This window comes from Cobetia marina (genome assembly GCF_001720485.1).
GTDB lineage: Bacteria > Pseudomonadota > Gammaproteobacteria > Pseudomonadales > Halomonadaceae > Cobetia > Cobetia marina.
Genome location: NZ_CP017114.1, coordinates 2,855,075 through 2,871,241, shown reverse-complemented (window position 1 = coordinate 2,871,241; position 16,167 = coordinate 2,855,075). Strand labels below are relative to the sequence as shown.

Genomic DNA, 16,167 nt, shown 5'->3' with positions numbered 1-16,167 from the left:
ATGGTGCGTGATGATGGAATAGCGCGCTGGCAGGTCGCATCGAGATGGCGTGACAGTCCTCAGGCGATCTCGAGAAGGAGGCTTCTCAGAAAGACCCAGAGTGCTTGAGAAAGCCCCCCGCAGGCACGGTTTCTCAAGCGCTTTCCTGTCCTGGGTGTCGCTGTCCCGACATTCATTGCCCGCCCGATTGGCGGGTTTTTTTATGTCTCGCGTCCAGGGGCGGTGCCATGGTGAGGGCGCGCCAGAAGAGGGGGAGCGCAGGCCGAGCAGGCGTGCTGCATCGCGCGGTCGGGCTCTGAATGAGGGGAGCGCAGGTGGCAGAAGGCAATGTCAATGGTAGGCTGGGCGGCATCCCCCTTTTCCAGACAGGAGCGCAGAGATGAACGACGCATCACCCCAGCATGGCCACCGTAGTCCGCAGATCATCGAGCCTCAGGGCCAGGCAGATGCCTGTGTCATCTGGTTGCATGGGCTGGGGGCGGACGGCAGTGATTTCGTGCCCGTGGTGCCGGCGCTGGGATTGCCGGCGGATCACGGCGTACGTTTCGTCTTCCCGCACGCGCGTGAGCTGGCCGTGACCGTCAATGGCGGCATGCGCATGCCGGCCTGGTACGACATTCTCGAGATGAATCTTGGGCGGCGTGTCGATGAAGTGCAGCTGCGCGAGTCCGCGGCTTACGTGCATGCCTTGATCGAGGAGCAGGTCGCGCAGGGGATCGCCAGTGAGCGCATCCTGCTGGCAGGCTTTTCTCAGGGCGGTGCCGTGGTCTACGAGGCGGCGTTGAGCTGTGAGCGGCCGTTGGGTGGGTTGCTGGCGCTCTCCACCTATTTCGCCACCAGCGCGACCATCACGCCGTCAGCCGCCAATCAGGGGCTGGCCATCAGTGTCCATCACGGCACCCAGGATGACATCGTGCCGCTGGCACTGGGGGAGGCTGGCGCCGAGAGTGCTCGCGCCCTCGGGCATCCGCTTGAATGGCAGACCTGGCCGATGGCGCACGCCGTGTGTCTCGAGGAGATCGAGGCGATCGGCGAATGGTTCACGGCACGCCTGCTGGCCTGATCGGCCGCCAGTCCCACAACGCCGCTGACGGAGTGGTTCGTCAGCGGCGTTTTCATGTGCCGGCAGCGCGGGTTACGTTCAGCAGCGATAGCGATAGGCGAGATGTTCATCCTTGCGCGGGCCGGTGATGCGCCAGTCGAGGTCGAAGCCGCAGGGCTTGTCATCCGCATCGCGCATGATGACGAGGGTGGCGGAATAGAGGTCATCGATGCACAGGTGTGCCTCGCGGCTGATGAAGTGGTCACCATCGCCTGCGGGAGCCTCGATCAGGTCGAACAGGAAGACCGCCGCATCGCGGCCGCGGCGCTCATGGCTCAGTGACAGGGCAGTGCCGTCGGGGCTCAGTCGCCAGCGATAGCGATTGCGGAACGTGACACTGCTGGCCTGGCCCTCCAGTCGGAACTGTCCCTGTTCATTGAAGAGGATGTCCCACGAGTCTTCCGCCCCAGTCCTGCCGGCCCCATCAGGCATCTCCTTCTCGAGGCGCACCTCACCGCTGCCATGGCCGGACCAGGCGTTGCGTGAGGCAGGCCCTGAGCGTGACGAAAATTCCAGGTGGCGTATCTGCTCAAGCAGCGCGTGGAGGGTTACAATGCCTGTCAACTTTCTCTGCCTAACGGGTTTACTCGTCATGTCCTACCTGATCGGTGTCACAGCCCTGTGGGCCTTCTCGTTTTCCCTGATCGGCGTCTACCTGTCCGGTCAGGTCGATAGCTATCTGGCCGTGCTGACACGCATCGTGCTGGCCAGCCTGATCTTTGCTCCCTTTCTGCGCCCACGGGCGATCAGTGGACGCATCCGCTGGCAGCTGATGGCCATCGGCGCGGTGCAGCTGGGGCTGATGTACATCTTCTTCTACCGCTCCTTCCTGCTGTTGCCCGTCCCGGAAGTGCTGCTGTTCACGATCTTCACGCCCATCTACATCACCCTCCTGGATGACATGATGAAACGTCGGCTGTCGCCATTCTACCTGCTCACGGCGATGGTGGCGGTCATCGGTGCGGCGATCATTCGCTACGACGGGGTCACCGAGGGCTTCTGGCTCGGCTTTGCCGTCGTTCAGGGGGCCAATCTGTGCTTTGCCATCGGCCAGGTCGCCTATCGTCATCTCTCGCCCCAGCTGCCTGAAGGTGTCGCGCACCGTCATGTGTTCGGCTGGTTCTATCTTGGCGCCCTGGCGCTGGTGGTCGTGATGTTCCTGCTGTTCGGCAATACCGACAAGCTGCCTTCGCAGCCGGTGCACTTCGTGGTGCTGGGCTGGTTGGGCATCGTGGCGTCCGGGATGGGCTACTTCCTGTGGAACAAGGGAGCGACGCGCGTCGATGCCGGTACCCTGGCGATCATGAACAATGCGCTGGTACCGGCGGGACTGCTGGTCAATCTGCTGATCTGGAATCGCGACGCGGACCTGCCGCGTCTCGCGCTGGGCGGGGCGGTCATCGTGCTGGCGCTGTTGATCAATCAGTTCTGGGCGCGCCAGCGTGAGCAGCGCGCGCGTGAGGCGCAGAGCGTTCGCTAGGCATCGGCTCCGTGCAGCGCGTTGCGCAGGGTCTTGGTCAATCGTGCGAGAGTCTCATCGTCCTGCAGTTGGGCCGCATTGAGGCGCAGGCCGGGGCTGACCGCCTTGAACAGGTAGCCGGGCAGAGTGGCGATGCCAGCCTCGAGCAGCTCGCGGTGCAGGCGGGAAAGGGCCGCGCCATCCAGTCCCGGCAGGCCGCACCACTGCAGATAGCCACCACTGACACCGGGCAGCCAGACGCCATCGCCGAGAGCAGAGGCAAGCGTCTCGCGCAGCAGTTGCAGGCGCTTCGCGTAGCAGCGGCGCATGCGGTGGACATGGCGCCCGTAATCGCCGCTGGCGATCAGCTCCGCGAGGGCGGCGTGCATCCATGGCATGTCGCCCATGCCATCGGCCCAGCGTGCGCGAATCAGCCCCTGCATGGCCAGCTCGGCGTCAGGTGCCACGCTTTCGGACCGTGGGAGCCACACCCAGCCACAGCGTGCTCGCGGGTCGAGCGTCTTGGACAGCGAGCCCACCGTGATCACGCCGGGTGCCTGTTCCGGTGATATTGTCTGTCCCAGTGGCGTTGTCTGCGCCGGTGACGGTGCCTGGCGCTGATGGAGGTCCATCAGCCAGGGCAGACGGGTGTCGAAGCTCAGTTCCGCGAAGGTGGCATTCTCGATGATCTGTACCCCGTGGCGTTGGGCTAGCTTGAGCAGGCGATCTCGATCCGTCAGGCTCAGCTGGCCACCCAGCGGGTTGTGGCAATCCGGTGAGACGATCAGCGCGTCGAGGGCGGCCTTGCCGTGTCGGTGCCCGGCCGTGGGCGGCATCTCTGGCCGCGTCTTGCCTGCACACGTCTGCCGCCTGTCCATCTGCCTTGCCTCTCCTTCCTCCAGCAGTCTGGCCAATGCCTCGATATCCAGTCCGCTTCCGGCATGTGTCGGCAGGGCAATGGCTTCGTGACCATTGGCTTCCACCGCCGCAAGTACACCGAAATAGCCGGGGGCCTCGATGCCGATGCGACAGCGTCCCCGGCTTGCGCGCCATTTTCGGAGAATCAGCGACATGCCTTGCTGAGCCCCCTGACACAGCAACAGGGTGTCACCGTGACAGTGATGGCCATGGTGGCTGAGGTGAGAGGCAATGGCCTCGCGCAGGGCGGGGGAGCCCGGGGGCAGCGCGTAGGCGCTGGGGGATTCGGCGTGATGCTTGAGCTTCTGGCGCACCAGCCGATAGAGGCGCCGCACGGCGGGCGCATCCAGCTCGGGATGCGCCGCGCCCAGCGGAGCCAGCGCCGGGTCGCTGGCATGTGCCATGGCCTGCCAGGCCGGGTCATCGATGGCCAGTGACGGAGTGGCAAGAGGGGTGCAGCGTGACGGGGCGGCGTCGTGATCGCGGCTGGCGGAAGAGGGAGGTGCCGCTGCGGCCGCGACCTGAAATCCCCGGCGCGGGACAGCCACGAGGAAGCCGGCGGATTCCAGCTCGCCATAGGCGCGGATCACGCTGTTGAGTCCCAGCCCTGACAGGGCCGCCTGGCGGCGCAATGAGGGCAGCCGTTGTCCGGGGACGAGTTGCCCCGTGGCCATCTCGGCTTTCAAGCGCGTCGCCAGCTGTTGGTAGCGCGGCGCTGATGGGAGGTCTTGAGTGCCACTCATGCAGGCTGTATCCCCTGAAAAAGCCATTCTCTGTATCTTGTATCCCCTGGTGCCTTCGCGGCAAGCTCATGTCACATCACGCCGGCGATGCATGACGCGCTCGGTGTGAGCGCTCCTCGGGACAGTGAGGTCCCGTCTCTCGTGCTCTGGAGTCAATCTGATGTGGATGCCGCTGACCTTCGTCTTCCTGTTCGCCACCGGGTTCATCGCCGCACGTTTCGGCACCCTGGATGCTGAGCCTTTCACGCTGCTGCTGGTGCGCAGCCTGCTGGTACTGCCGGTGCTGGGGCTGATCCTGTGGATACGCCGCAAGCCGCGCCAGTGGGGGCAGCGCTATGACAAGCTGGCTCAGATGGGCATCGGCATGCTGTTGCACGGCGCCTATCTGGGTGGCGTGTTCGCGGCGGTCAAGGCCGGGCTGCCTGCGGGGCTGACGGCCTTGCTGGTCAGCCTGCACCCTCTGGTGACGGCTGCGCTGTCACTGCCGCTGTTCGGTATCCGTCTGGGCGCCAGGCAGTGGCTGGGGCTGGGGTGTGGCGCGATTGGCGTCAGTCTGGTGCTGGGGGCGGGCGTGCTTCAGGGGGCAGGCGCCGCAAGCGCCACGCTCGAGTGGCCGATGATCGGCCTGCTGTGGTGTCTGGTGGCGCTCATCGGCGTGTCCAGCTCGACGCTGTGGCAGAAGCGTGTCGGTGGTCGGATGGGGCTGGTGGAGGGGCTGGTATTCCAGTATCTGGGAGCGGGCTGTGTCTTCCTCATCGCAGCCAGCAGCGTAGGTAGCTTCGCCTTCGACCCGACGCCTCGTCTGCTGCTGACCCTCGCCTGGCTGGTGATCGCCATCTCGGTGGGTGCCATCTGGTTGCTGATGCTGATGCTCGAACGTGGCGAGGCCCACCAGGTCGCACGTACCTTCTTCCTGGTGCCACCGTGTGCCGCGCTGATGGCCTGGTGGCTGTTCGATGAGCAGTGGACCGCCTTGATGGTGATGGGAGCGGCGCTGGTCGTGCTGGGACTGGTGCTGGATCGCCCCCGTCCGGGCAAGGTAGCCAGGGCGCCGGCTGACGACACGTCGCCGTCAGCGCCCGAGACGTCGGCACCGAGCAGCGGGCAGGCCGCCTCGCGCTGATTCACCCTGAAAGCACAACGCCCCGCCGGCCCGTGATGGGCTGGCGGGGCGTTGTCGTCTGTGGCCAGTCAGATGCGCGACTCAGAAGCGATAGCTGATACCGGCCATGGTCACGATCGGGTCGATCTCGACCTTGTCGTTGACGCTGCCCGCCACGGTGACATCGGAATCGATATCCAGATACCAGGCAGCGACGTTGGCCGCCCAATGCTCATTGATGACCAGGTCGACACCGATCTGTGCGGCCGCGCCCCAGCTGTCATCCATCTCGAGCTTGGTGCCGTCATCGAGGGTTTCATCGGAGAAGTGGGTGTAATTGACGCCTGCACCGATATACGGCTGGATGCGGGAGTCGCGTCCACCGAGGGGGTAGTACTGCAGTGTCAGGGTCGGTGGCAGATGATCGACGGAGCCGGCCTTCTGGCCATTCAGCGAGATGTCATGCTCGAAATTCTGCGCGGCCAGCAGCTCGATCCCCAGGGTATCGGTGAAGCGATACCCCAGAGTGAAGGCGAAGGCGCTGTCATCATCGACGTCCACGTCGGCACCGATGGCATCGATGCGACCGTTGTCGCTCTTAGGCGAGACCTTGGCGACACCCGCACGCGTCCAGAACTGGCCGGCACCATAATCGAGGTTCTCGAGGCCTGAGTCAGTCGACGAGAACGGCGCAGCGACAGCCGACGTGGCAGTCAGCGTGAGTGCGGCCGTGATCGCCGCCATGCGCAGCGGGCGTGAAGAGGACCGGCAGAAGGAGAAGGGCAAGAAGGACTGTGCGGCTGACATGTTCGCTCCCGAAGTGACAGGGGGTGAGAAAGGAGATGTCAGTCTAGGAGCTCATGTCGACGAAAAATTGATCCATGACAAGGGTTTGCCGTCATGTCCGACAAGGGTCCGTCACACTTGATTCAAATCAAGTTCCGTCTGTCTCGCCGACCGTCCGCGCATGCAAGAACGCCGCAGGCCCTGAGGCCTGCGGCGTTCTTGTGCGTCGTCAATGAGGCAAGGGGATCACCCCTGATGCGTCATGGCTCGGCGCGGCTCGTCAGTGCGTGTTTCAGCACTTAGAAGCGGTAGGTGACACCGGCACCGACGGTGACCGGGTCCAGCTCGGTGTCGTTCACGTCCTGGCCGTTGATCTTGGTGTCGGCCTTGACGTCAGCGTAACGAGCGAAGCCATTGACGGCCCAGGATTCGTTGATGTTGAGGTCAACACCCAGCTCGGCAGCAGCGCCGTAGCTGTCGTCGATGTCCATGCTCTGGCCACCGGCAGACTCACCGGAGAAGTGGGTGTAGTTCAGGCCGACGCCAGCGTAAGGCTGAACGCGAGCTTCGGTACCGCCCAGCGGGTAGTACTGCAGCATCAGGTTGATCGGCATCTGATCGAAGCCACCGTCGCTGTTTTTCCAGTCGGTGCTGAATGCTTCAGTGGACTGCAGAGCAACTGCCAGGTTGTCGTGGAACATGTAGCCCACGGAGCCGGCGAAACCGGATTCATCCTTGGCGATCAGGCCATTGCCGTTGTTGCTCTTGCCGTCGACCTTGGCAACGCCGCCGCGCAGGAAGATGTCGCCCTTGCCGTAGGCCAGTGCAGATTGTGCACCCATTGCCATGGTGCCGGCGATGACGGTAGCAGTCAGGATCTTGATGGTTTTCATGTGATGTTCTCCTTGAAGCTTGTGGCCTCGGGGGCTTCCTGTCGGCGGTGCCTGGCGAACTCGGGGGATGTACCGAGTGTGGCAAGGCTGCCTTGTTCAGGGGACGAGATGAACTATAAAAAACACTGTTCTTTTTGGCAAGCATTTTTTTAGAACAATGTTTGAAAACATATTTGACGTCTTGTTAGCGGATGTTACCGATTATTTCAGAAAAGGTGCATGTCTCGAGGATGAGACTGGAGGTGGCGCAGGACAGCGACAGGGCCGTTCATTTTCACGACAGATTCATGAGACGTTGGTCGTAGGCGGCTCGTGAGGTGAGCGCATGCTACGCAATGCGTGATGCGCCCACCAGTGTGGGAATTCAGCGACGCTTGCGCTGGGCACGTGCTTCAAGCTCGTTGAGCCATCGACTGACCTCGTCACTCTGCGCGGGACAGTCGAGGTAGACGGCCAGAAACTCTCGCCACTCCGCTGCCTGCCAGGCCTTGAGGCGGCGCCACAACACGTAGAGGTCGCGCTGGCACTCGTGACGGCGCAGCACGAAGCGTCGGGTCTTCTCCAGATCGATGATGACGGCATCCATCTGTTCCTGCATGGCGCTGGTACCGCCGGCGGCGGGCTGTGGGCGGCTGAGGAACAGATGCTTGGGGAACAGGCAGCCGTGCATCATGCCGGCCTGATGAATCTGTCGCACGAGACGTGCGCTGGCAGTGATGACTTGCGTGCGTCGGGTATCGTCCAGCGCCGGCCAGCGTGCATGCCAGTGGTCCAGATCATCGCGGCCGTCGAGATCGAAGGTGATCAGGATGGCGCGCCACTCCTTGCCGGTGCGGCGCTCGCCATACCAGCCGGCATCCACCGAAGGAATGCCCAGCGCGTGATAGTGGCGGATGGCACGCCACTCGCGCGAGAAGGTCGGCTCGCCCAGTGGGCGTGACAGGCTGCGGCCCAGATGGTTGGTCTGGCGCTTGAGGTAGAGGCGATGTGTCTGGCCCTGCTCGTCCTCGAGAGTGAGCAGCGAGACCGTCGAGGTGCCTCCGCGCTCACGGTTAGGGGCATCAACGTCCTGGGCGGCCACGTGCCACAGGGCCTCGAACCGGTTCAGGCCGTGGTAATCCAGCAGATTCCCCAGGGCGGGGTCACAGTAGTCGGCATGGCCACGGGGCGCCGTGGCACGTGGGCCCCGAGAGGCGCTGGACAGGGAGTGGCGGGAAAAGGAGGTCATGGCAAGTTCACGAGCGAAAGAGGGGAGGTGAGTCACGGGCAATCCCTGCCGCAGGACCCAGCGATGGATCGCCCTATGATAGTTAGCCTGCTGGTGAAGTGATAGTCGCTGATCGGCAACTCCTGTGTCTGCGCATTCAGCACGCGTCGCAGGATTGTCCGAGCCGTGCATGACCTCTGTCGTGCAGGTCTGTGCGCTGTGGCGTGTGGTGGAAGGTCGCAGGTGTCGCGCAGGTGCGCGAGGAGAGCGTTGAGAGGCCGCTGGCGGTCCACTGCGCGCCAGCCCAGCAATGATGCGGGCCATGGACGTTTTCGCTGTCAGCTCATGGGCTTGCGATCCCCGCAGGCGGCGCTTGCCGGAGTACGGCTGCGACAACCTGTCATCTGGAGCCTGTCGCGAGAGGGCAGAGAATGTCCGACCAAGGTCTTGGTACCACGGTGCCATTGCCTGTGCGCTTGCCGGCGGGAGTCGGGGGAGACTGCCCCCGACGTCGGTGGCAAGCGCATGTAGAGACGGCAGTCTGGCCGTTCGTCTTATCGCAAAGGGGTTAGACATGATCTCCGATACCGTAGTGGAGCTGTCGCGGTTCCAGTTTGGCATGACCGCGCTCTATCACTTCCTGTTCGTCCCGTTGACCATCGGCATGGCCTTCCTGCTGGCCATCATGGAATCCCTGTATGTGATGACCGGCAAGCAGGTCTACCAGGACATGACCAAGTTCTGGGGCAAGCTGTTCGGCATCAACTTCGCGCTCGGTGTCGCCACCGGCCTGACGATGGAGTTCCAGTTCGGCACCAACTGGGCCTATTACTCGCATTACGTCGGCGACATCTTCGGTGCGCCGCTGGCCATCGAGGGCCTGGTGGCCTTCTTCCTCGAATCCACCTTCGTCGGGCTGTTCTTCTTCGGCTGGGACCGCCTGAGCAAGCGTCAGCACCTGATGGTGACCTGGCTTGTCGCCTTCGGCTCCAACTTCTCGGCGCTGTGGATCCTGATCGCCAATGGCTGGATGCAGAATCCGGTCGGGGCGGCCTTCAACTTCGAGACCATGCGCATGGAGCTGACCAGCTTCGCGGATGTCATCTTCAATCCGGTCGCCCAGGCCAAGTTCGTGCATACCGTGTCGGCAGGCTACGTGACCGGCGCCATGTTCGTGCTCGGTATCAGCGCCTTCTACCTGCTCAAGGGGCGGGATCTGGGCTTCGCCAAGCGCAGCTTCGCCATCGCCGCGGCCTTCGGACTGTTCTCGGTGGCCTCGGTCATCGTGCTGGGCGATGAGTCCGGTTATGAGGTGGGCGACGTGCAGAAGGCCAAGATGGCCGCCATCGAGGCGATGTGGGAGACCGAGCCGGCGCCAGCGTCCTTCACGCTGATCGGTCTGCCCAACGAGGAGACCCAGCACACCGATTACGGCATCCACATTCCCTATGTGATGGGACTGATCGGTACGCGCTCGCTGGATACCGAGATTCCGGGCATCAAGGAGCTGACCGAGGAGCACCGCGGACGCATTGTCAATGGCATGCAGGCCTATGATCTGCTCCAGCAGCTGCGGGAGGGTCAGGACGATATCGCGACCCGCAAGGCCTTCGATGCCGTCAAGCAGGATCTCGGTTACGGCATGCTGCTCAAGCGCTATGTCGAGACGCCCTCCGATGCCACGCCGGAGATGATCGACAAGGCCGCGGCCGACTCGATCCCCCCGGTGGCGCCGATGTTCTTCTCGTTCCGCATCATGGTCGCCTGTGGCATGGCGATGCTCGCGATCTTCATCGTCGCGGTATGGATGAGTGCCAAGCATCGCTTCGATGTGCGCCCCTTCCTGTGGATCTGCCTGCTGTCGATCCCGCTGCCGTTCATCGCGGTGGAAACCGGCTGGTTCGTGGCCGAATTCGGGCGTCAGCCCTGGGCGGTGGGGGAGATCCTGCCGACCTTCATGGCGGCCTCGAGCCTGGATGAGTCGGATCTGTGGTGGTCCATCGGCGGTTTCCTGGCCTTCTACAGCCTGTTCTTCGTGATCGAGATGTGGCTGATGTTCCACTTCGCGCGCAAGGGACCCTCTTCCCTGCATACCGGCCGCTATCACTTCGAGCGCGGCGCCCTGCGAGACGACGAGGGCATGTCGCTCAATCCTTCGCTGTCATTCAAGGAGTAATGGATCATGTGGGATTACGAGATCCTCAAGCTGTTCTGGTGGGTGGCGGTGGGTCTGCTGCTGATCGGCTTCGTCATCACCGATGGCATGGACATGGGCGCGGCGATGCTGATGCCGCTGGTCAGTCGCAGTGACAGCGAACGGCGCGTGGTGATCAACACGCTGGCGCCGCACTGGGATGGCAATCAGGTATGGCTGGTCACCGCCATCGGTGCCGTCTTCGCGGTGTGGCCGGTGGTCTATGGCGCGGCGTTCTCCAGCTTCTATTTCGCGATGCTGACCATCCTGTTCTCGCTGTTCTTCCGTCCGCTGGGCTTTGACTATCGCTCCAAGCTCGAGAGCCCCCAATGGCGGGGCTGGTGGGACCGCGGCATCGTCGCCGGCAGCCTGATTCCCACTGCCTTCTTCGGCCTCATCTTCGGCAACCTGCTGCAGGGCGTGCCGCTGGAAGTCGATCAGTACATGCGTGCCAGCTACGACGGCAGCTATCTCGGGCTGTTCAATCCCTTCGCGTTGCTGTGTGCGGCGCTGTCCGTCGTGATGGTGATGCTGCATGGCGGTACCTGGCTGGTGGCGCGTGCCGATGACGCCGTGGCGGCGCGCAGTGCGCGTCTGGTGCAGCCGCTGGGACTGCTTTCGCTCGGGCTGTTTGGCCTGGGCGGACTGTGGGTGTGGTTGTCCGGCATGGGCTACAGCATCGATCAGATGGGCGATACCGGCACGGCGCTAAAGCTGCTGGACAAGCAGGTCGGACCCGGCAGCTGGATGGATGTCTACGCGCGTGAGCCACTGACGTTGCTCGCGCCCTTGAGCGCCGTGGCGGGTATCGTCACCGCGATGTGGCTCTCGGCCAGACGTCAGGGCGGGGCAGCCTTCACGGCAAGCTCAATTGGGGTAGGGGGTGTGGTCGCCACCGCAGGCATCAGCATGTTCCCGTTCATCGTGCCGTCCTCGCGCATGGGCGAGGCCAGCCTGACGCTGTGGGATTCGGTCTCCAGCGAGCTGACACTGTCCATCGTCACCGTGGCGGGGCTGGTGATGGTGCCGACCATCATCCTCTACACCACCTGGTGCTACGTGAAGATGTGGCGGCGTGTCACGGTGAGTCACGTCGAGCAGGACGGACACAGTCTGTACTGAGGCAGGCAGCCGACGCTGCAACCGCTTTTCCCGTACGCTTCATAATTGCATCATTGGGCGAGGGCGCCGCCCTCGCCGGGAGACGACTTCATGTGGTATTTCGCCTGGATTCTCGGTGTACTGCTGGCCTGCTTCGCGGGCATCATCAATGCATTGTGGCTTGAGCAGACTCACACCTTTGACGATGATTGAGGCAGGCGGCCTCAACGATGCTTCTGCGCCGCCGACCGTTCTGATCAAGGAGAGCTCGATGTCACGACCCTGGTACGCCTCACGACCACCGGCCTGGTGCCGAACTCGCCCTGCCCATCTGGCCTCGCTGCTGCTGTCTGCCATGGTGGCCATCTGGATGCTGCTGGGGCCGGATGCCATCGCCTCGATGGCCACCGGGCCGCGCTATCTGATGCTGCTGATCGCGCTGTGGGGGCTGGGGGCCGGCTTCACGCATGGGGTCGGTCTGGTGCCGCGTCATGCCACGCGCGCCTGGCTGCTGGGCGCACCGCTGAGCTGGTGTCTGCTGCTGATCACCCTGATCGCCCTGAGCATGAGCTAGCCACTGCGATGCCTTAAAGTCCCGAGAGGGGTCACTCCATGAGTGGCCCCTCTTGCGTTGGGGGGGGGGCCGGCGCGAGAAGTGTCACCGAGGAGGCAAGCGAGCCCTTCTTGAGCGGCAGCGACATGCGATATCGCTTTACATCCCGCCAGTCCGCGCCCTATAACGCCAGTGCAACCGCGTGAGAGGGGGCCTGGAGGTCACTGCGATTCGTTCATGCCCTTGGCCCATGCCCTTGGCTTGTGCATCCGGGCGTGGTGGGCCAGGCGTCATTGCAATCCCTCCTGCGAGCCCCACCTAACACAAGAGACCCCCTGTGCGCCCGAGCGTGCTGTCGTGGGGGTATGGCTGGGCGACCGATATCAACAACAATGGTTCACGAGCGATATCCAGACCGCTCTTCGAGGAGGAAGGCATGCGATCATCCGTTGACTCTGCCCGCGGTTCGGCCCGCGGCCCCGAGGGAAGCAGGCCGTCCACGGCGTCTGCAGGTTATATCCCGCGCGACATGACACGGCGCCAATCAGGCGACTGGGTGCTGTCGCTGGTGGTGCCGGTGATGAATGAAGAGGAGACGATCGCGCCGTTTCTTGCCGCCATCGATGCCACCTTGGCAGCGCAGGTACCGCACCTGGAAATCCTGTTCGTCGACGATGGCTCCAGCGATGCCACCCTGGCGCGCCTGGAAGCTGCCGCGGCCGATGATTCACGTATTCGTTATCTGAGCCTGACACGCAACTTCGGCAAGGAAGCGGCCATGAGCGCCGGCATCGAGCAGGCGCGAGGCGACGCCATCGTGCCGATGGATGTCGATCTCCAGGACCCGCCCGAGGTGATACTCGAATTCATCACCCAGTGGCAGGCCGGCTACGACATGGTCTATGGCGTCCGCGCCGCGCGTGATGAAGACACCGCCACCAAGCGCAAGACGGCAGGATGGTTCTATCGCATCTTCAATCGCCTGACCTTTACCGAGATTCCACGGGACGCCGGGGATTTCCGACTGCTGGATCGTCGGGTCGTCGAGGCGTTGCGCCGCATGCCGGAGCGCAACCGTTTCATGAAGGGACTGTTCTCCTGGCCCGGTTATCGCTCGGTTGGCGTCACCTATCAGCGCCCGGCGCGGACCGCCGGCACGACCAAGTTCAACTACTGGAAGCTGTGGAACTTCGCCCTGGACGGCGTGGTGAGCTTCTCGACCTGGCCGCTGCGGGTCTGGACCTACCTCGGCGCGTGCATCGCGGGGCTGTCCTTCCTCTACATCCTCGTCATCATCAGCAAGACGGTGCTGTTCGGCATTGATGCCCCGGGGTATGCGTCCCTGATGATCGCGGTGCTGTTCTTCGGCGGCATGCAGCTGATTTCCATCGGCGTGCTGGGCGAATATCTCGGGCGCCTGTTCATGGAGACCAAGCAGCGTCCGCTGTATCTGATCGATCACGACAGCCTGCAGGATGGCCCCGGTGGCGCTACCTCGCCGGACAGCGGGCTGGACAGCGGCCTCAGCACGGCGCGGGTCTTGCGCGGACAGCGTGACCGTGAGGCCAGTCGCCGCCGTGAATCCTGTCAGAGTGCCGAGCCTGACATGACGCGAGGAGACTCGCGTGAGGGATGATGCCACGTCACGCCAGACGTCCAGCACCGCAGAGCGGGCACGACAGGAAGCCGGCACCGCCACCCGTTTCGGTCTGGTGGGGCTGGCCGCCACGGGGGTGCACCTCGCGGTCGCCGCGTTGATGCTGTTTCTCTGGCCACCGCTCAATGAATTCATCGCCAATATCGTGGCCTTCTGTGTGGCCTTCCAGGTCTCGCTGGTGGGGCATCGACGACTGACCTTCAAGCGACAGGGCAGCGCCTGGCGGTTCGCGCTGGTGGCGGCCAGCGGCTTCGCGCTCAACAACGGGCTGCTGGCCGTGCTGATCCAGGGGCTCGGCATGAGCGGCTTCGTGGCCATCGCGATCGCGACGCTCTCGGTCCCCGTCGTGACCTATCTGGCATCACGACTCTGGGCCTTCAAGGAATGAGCCTCATGAACGACAGCACTGCCGTGAAGGCCGAGCGGATGGGCAAGGGGCGGCTGGCGGCCCTGGGGGCCGCGTTGATCGCCGAGATGCCATCGCCGAGCGAGGCGCTGGTGCGCGCACGCACCGCCAGCATTCCCTGGGCACATATCCTGCTGGCACTGGTGATCACGCGGCTTGCGTGGCTGGCCATCGCCGCCCATGGCGATCAAAGCTACCTGCATGCCATGGCCCAGTTCGATGGCAGCTGGTTCAAGGGCATCATGACTCGTGGCTACGATGTCGAAGCCCGGGGCATGAGCGACGGTGATGCCGCCAACTGGGCCTTCTTCCCGCTCTATCCTGCCCTGTTGTGGCTGGTGACGCTGGGCGGCCAGCTCGACCCGGAGCTGATGGGCGTACTGCTGAGCAATGTGCTGCTGGCGGCGGCCCTGGGGCTGGGGTGTCGCTATCTTGCCATCACGCGCCCTGATGCCTCGCCGCTGCTGTTCGTGTGGCTGGTCGCCAGCATGCCGTACAGCTTCTATTTCAGCGCACTGTACTCGGAATCGCTGTTCTGGCTGTTGTGTCTCGCGTCCCTGATCGACTGGCGCTGTCAGCGCACCGGACGCGTGATGCTGTGGACATTGCTGCTGTCGATGACACGGGCCACCGGGGTGTTCTGGGTCATCGCCATGGGCATCGAGCTGCTGGCGCGCCTGCGTCTGGCGGCCTTCGCCGAGCTGTGGCGCCGCCCCGACTGGCTGTTGATCGGCGTGATGGGGCCGCTGGGGCTGTTTCTGTTCATGGCGGTGCTCTACCACCAGACGGGCGATGCGCTGGCCTTCAGTCACGTGCAGATCTCCTGGGGCCGCGAGATGGGCAATCCCATCGTCAATCTGGTGCAGGGGCTGGGGTACTGGTTCACGGCGCCGGAAACGCTCCGGCCCGCCTGGCAGGCCAGCATGGCGCTGATCGGCATCGCGTTGATCGGCTGGCTGGGCCTGCAGCGGCGCTGGCTGGAGATGGGCCTGGCGGCGTTCACCCTGTTCATTCCGCTGGCCACGGGGCTGGACGCCATCCCGCGCTACCTGATCGGCATGCCGGTGTTCGTGCTGGCGCTGCTGGATCTGCTCACGCGCCTCCCGAGCCGACTTGCCTGGGGGCTGGTCGCCCTGGGCGCGCTTTTCAACCTCTGGCTGGTGGAGAACTGGTATGACGCCGCATTCTGGCTCGTCTGATGTGAGTGCGGACCTCTCCGCCACTTCGGGAGGGCGCGCCGACGCGCGTTACGGCGTGCCGACCCGCTTGAGCCGGCGGCGTCTCTGGCTATTGCTGGCGACGGCCGCCGTGCTGGCCTTCGAACTCTGCATGCTGTGGCTGGCACGCACCCCTCAGGTGGATGACCACTACCGACGCTACTTCATCGAACACGCCACCACCTGCTATCGCCCGATGGGTGAGGTGCCGGTTCTCGCCTTGGGCGAGCGCTATCCCGTGCGCAAGGGGGAGCCGCTTGGCAACTGCGGCGTGCTGTGGGAAGGGTTCTATTCGCCCAAGGAGGATCGGCCGGTCAGTGCACGCCAGGCGCAGGTGGGTCTGCGTCTGAAGGTCACGCCGGGCCTCAGGCAGCCGGTCGTGGTGGCACTCGCGCTGTCACGCTATCCCGATGACGCCGAACCCCGCCCGGTGGAGGTGTGGGGGGAAGGCGAGCTGTTGGCCCGCTGGCCGGTGGGCGGTCGTCAGGCCAGCCACGAGGTGGAGGTGCCGGAGCGGTTGATCCAGCCGGACGGCAGCCTGCATCTGACGCTCAAGGGGCCGCCGCCCATTGCCCCGCGGGATGTCGGGATCGATGGCAACAAGTTTCCCGTTGGCCTGCGCCTGGATAGCGTGATGTTGCGCTCGACCCTGGGGCTGACGCCGCCCGACAGTGCTCCATGACCCTGACCGGCGGCGCGCGATGGCACTGACGCGGCGACGATAGTCAGGTAAATTGTGCGCGCGGCAACGTGAATGATCCGTCCGACCGAGCGGCAGTTCGCCTGATGGTGAACGGCTCGCGTCCTATCAAGAGAAAGCGCCCGGTAG

General features: G+C 64.1%; 16 protein-coding genes. 11 read left to right on the top strand and 5 right to left on the bottom strand.

Translation table 11 applies throughout. The annotated features are described in order from the left end of the window. The first annotated feature begins 379 nt into the window (after window positions 1-379). On the top strand, window positions 380-1,063 hold the full coding sequence (locus BFX80_RS12055; RefSeq protein WP_077372570.1) for an alpha/beta hydrolase: 684 nt from the start codon (window positions 380-382) through the stop codon (window positions 1,061-1,063). A gap of 78 nt (window positions 1,064-1,141) precedes the next feature. Here BFX80_RS12055 and BFX80_RS12050 read toward each other — a convergent pair whose 3' ends face one another. Then, window positions 1,142-1,666, bottom strand: a complete 525-nt coding sequence (locus tag BFX80_RS12050) for a DUF6314 family protein (protein ID WP_157109489.1) — start codon at window positions 1,664-1,666, stop codon at window positions 1,142-1,144. Between the two features lie 28 nt (window positions 1,667-1,694). On the opposite strand from BFX80_RS12050, the gene BFX80_RS12045 reads away from it, so the two are divergent. Continuing rightward, window positions 1,695-2,582, top strand: a complete 888-nt coding sequence (locus BFX80_RS12045; RefSeq protein ID WP_084209035.1) for a carboxylate/amino acid/amine transporter — start codon at window positions 1,695-1,697, stop codon at window positions 2,580-2,582. Here the strand turns inward: BFX80_RS12045 and BFX80_RS12040 are convergent. Then, entirely contained in the window at window positions 2,579-4,222 is a 1,644-nt protein-coding gene (locus BFX80_RS12040) for an aminotransferase-like domain-containing protein (RefSeq protein ID WP_167593036.1), read from the bottom strand. The genes BFX80_RS12045 and BFX80_RS12040 overlap by 4 nt on opposite strands. A gap of 160 nt (window positions 4,223-4,382) precedes the next feature. Here BFX80_RS12040 and BFX80_RS12035 point away from each other — a divergent pair, with 160 nt between their 5' ends. Further along, a complete protein-coding gene (locus BFX80_RS12035; protein WP_084209033.1) occupies window positions 4,383-5,345 on the top strand; it encodes a DMT family transporter in 963 nt (320 codons plus the stop codon). An 81-nt stretch (window positions 5,346-5,426) separates the two neighbouring features. Here the strand turns inward: BFX80_RS12035 and BFX80_RS12030 are convergent, their stop codons facing one another. The 3 genes from BFX80_RS12030 to BFX80_RS17980 form a co-directional block, all read right to left on the bottom strand. Further along, window positions 5,427-6,131, bottom strand: coding sequence for an OmpW/AlkL family protein (locus BFX80_RS12030; RefSeq protein ID WP_240499562.1), 705 nt, complete (start codon window positions 6,129-6,131; stop codon window positions 5,427-5,429). A 278-nt stretch (window positions 6,132-6,409) separates the two neighbouring features. Beyond that, the gene (locus BFX80_RS12025) at window positions 6,410-7,003 is read right to left on the bottom strand and encodes an OmpW/AlkL family protein (protein ID WP_065392614.1); all 594 of its coding nucleotides are present in this window, start codon (window positions 7,001-7,003) and stop codon (window positions 6,410-6,412) included. A 364-nt stretch (window positions 7,004-7,367) separates the two neighbouring features. Continuing rightward, a complete protein-coding gene (locus BFX80_RS17980) occupies window positions 7,368-8,231 on the bottom strand; it encodes a lipopolysaccharide kinase InaA family protein (RefSeq protein WP_167593035.1) in 864 nt (287 codons plus the stop codon). A 553-nt stretch (window positions 8,232-8,784) separates the two neighbouring features. Here BFX80_RS17980 and BFX80_RS12015 point away from each other — a divergent pair. From BFX80_RS12015 to BFX80_RS11980, 8 genes are all read left to right on the top strand, one after another. After that, a complete protein-coding gene (locus BFX80_RS12015) occupies window positions 8,785-10,386 on the top strand; it encodes a cytochrome ubiquinol oxidase subunit I (protein WP_084209032.1) in 1,602 nt (533 codons plus the stop codon). 6 nt (window positions 10,387-10,392) lie between these two features. Further along, entirely contained in the window at window positions 10,393-11,526 is a 1,134-nt protein-coding gene (gene cydB / locus BFX80_RS12010) for a cytochrome d ubiquinol oxidase subunit II (RefSeq protein ID WP_084209031.1), read from the top strand. Between the two features lie 90 nt (window positions 11,527-11,616). Next, entirely contained in the window at window positions 11,617-11,718 is a 102-nt protein-coding gene (cydX, locus tag BFX80_RS12005; protein ID WP_024951692.1) for a cytochrome bd-I oxidase subunit CydX, read from the top strand. Between the two features lie 58 nt (window positions 11,719-11,776). Beyond that, window positions 11,777-12,079, top strand: coding sequence for a cyd operon YbgE family protein (locus tag BFX80_RS12000; protein WP_167593034.1), 303 nt, complete (start codon window positions 11,777-11,779; stop codon window positions 12,077-12,079). Window positions 12,080-12,587: 508 nt separating this feature from the next. After that, on the top strand, window positions 12,588-13,694 hold the full coding sequence (locus BFX80_RS11995; RefSeq protein WP_084209030.1) for a glycosyltransferase family 2 protein: 1,107 nt from the start codon (window positions 12,588-12,590) through the stop codon (window positions 13,692-13,694). Continuing rightward, window positions 13,684-14,103 carry a GtrA family protein gene (locus tag BFX80_RS11990; protein WP_084209029.1) on the top strand — a complete coding sequence of 140 codons (420 nt, stop codon included), beginning with the start codon at window positions 13,684-13,686 and terminating at the stop codon, window positions 14,101-14,103. The genes BFX80_RS11995 and BFX80_RS11990 overlap by 11 nt, the downstream gene beginning before the upstream one ends. A gap of 5 nt (window positions 14,104-14,108) precedes the next feature. Then, complete coding sequence (locus BFX80_RS11985; RefSeq protein ID WP_084209028.1) at window positions 14,109-15,320, top strand: hypothetical protein; 1,212 nt, start codon at window positions 14,109-14,111, stop codon at window positions 15,318-15,320. Then, window positions 15,295-16,020 carry a hypothetical protein gene (locus BFX80_RS11980; protein WP_084209027.1) on the top strand — a complete coding sequence of 242 codons (726 nt, stop codon included), beginning with the start codon at window positions 15,295-15,297 and terminating at the stop codon, window positions 16,018-16,020. Before BFX80_RS11985 ends, BFX80_RS11980 begins: the two co-directional genes overlap by 26 nt. Window positions 16,021-16,167 lie beyond the last annotated feature (147 nt).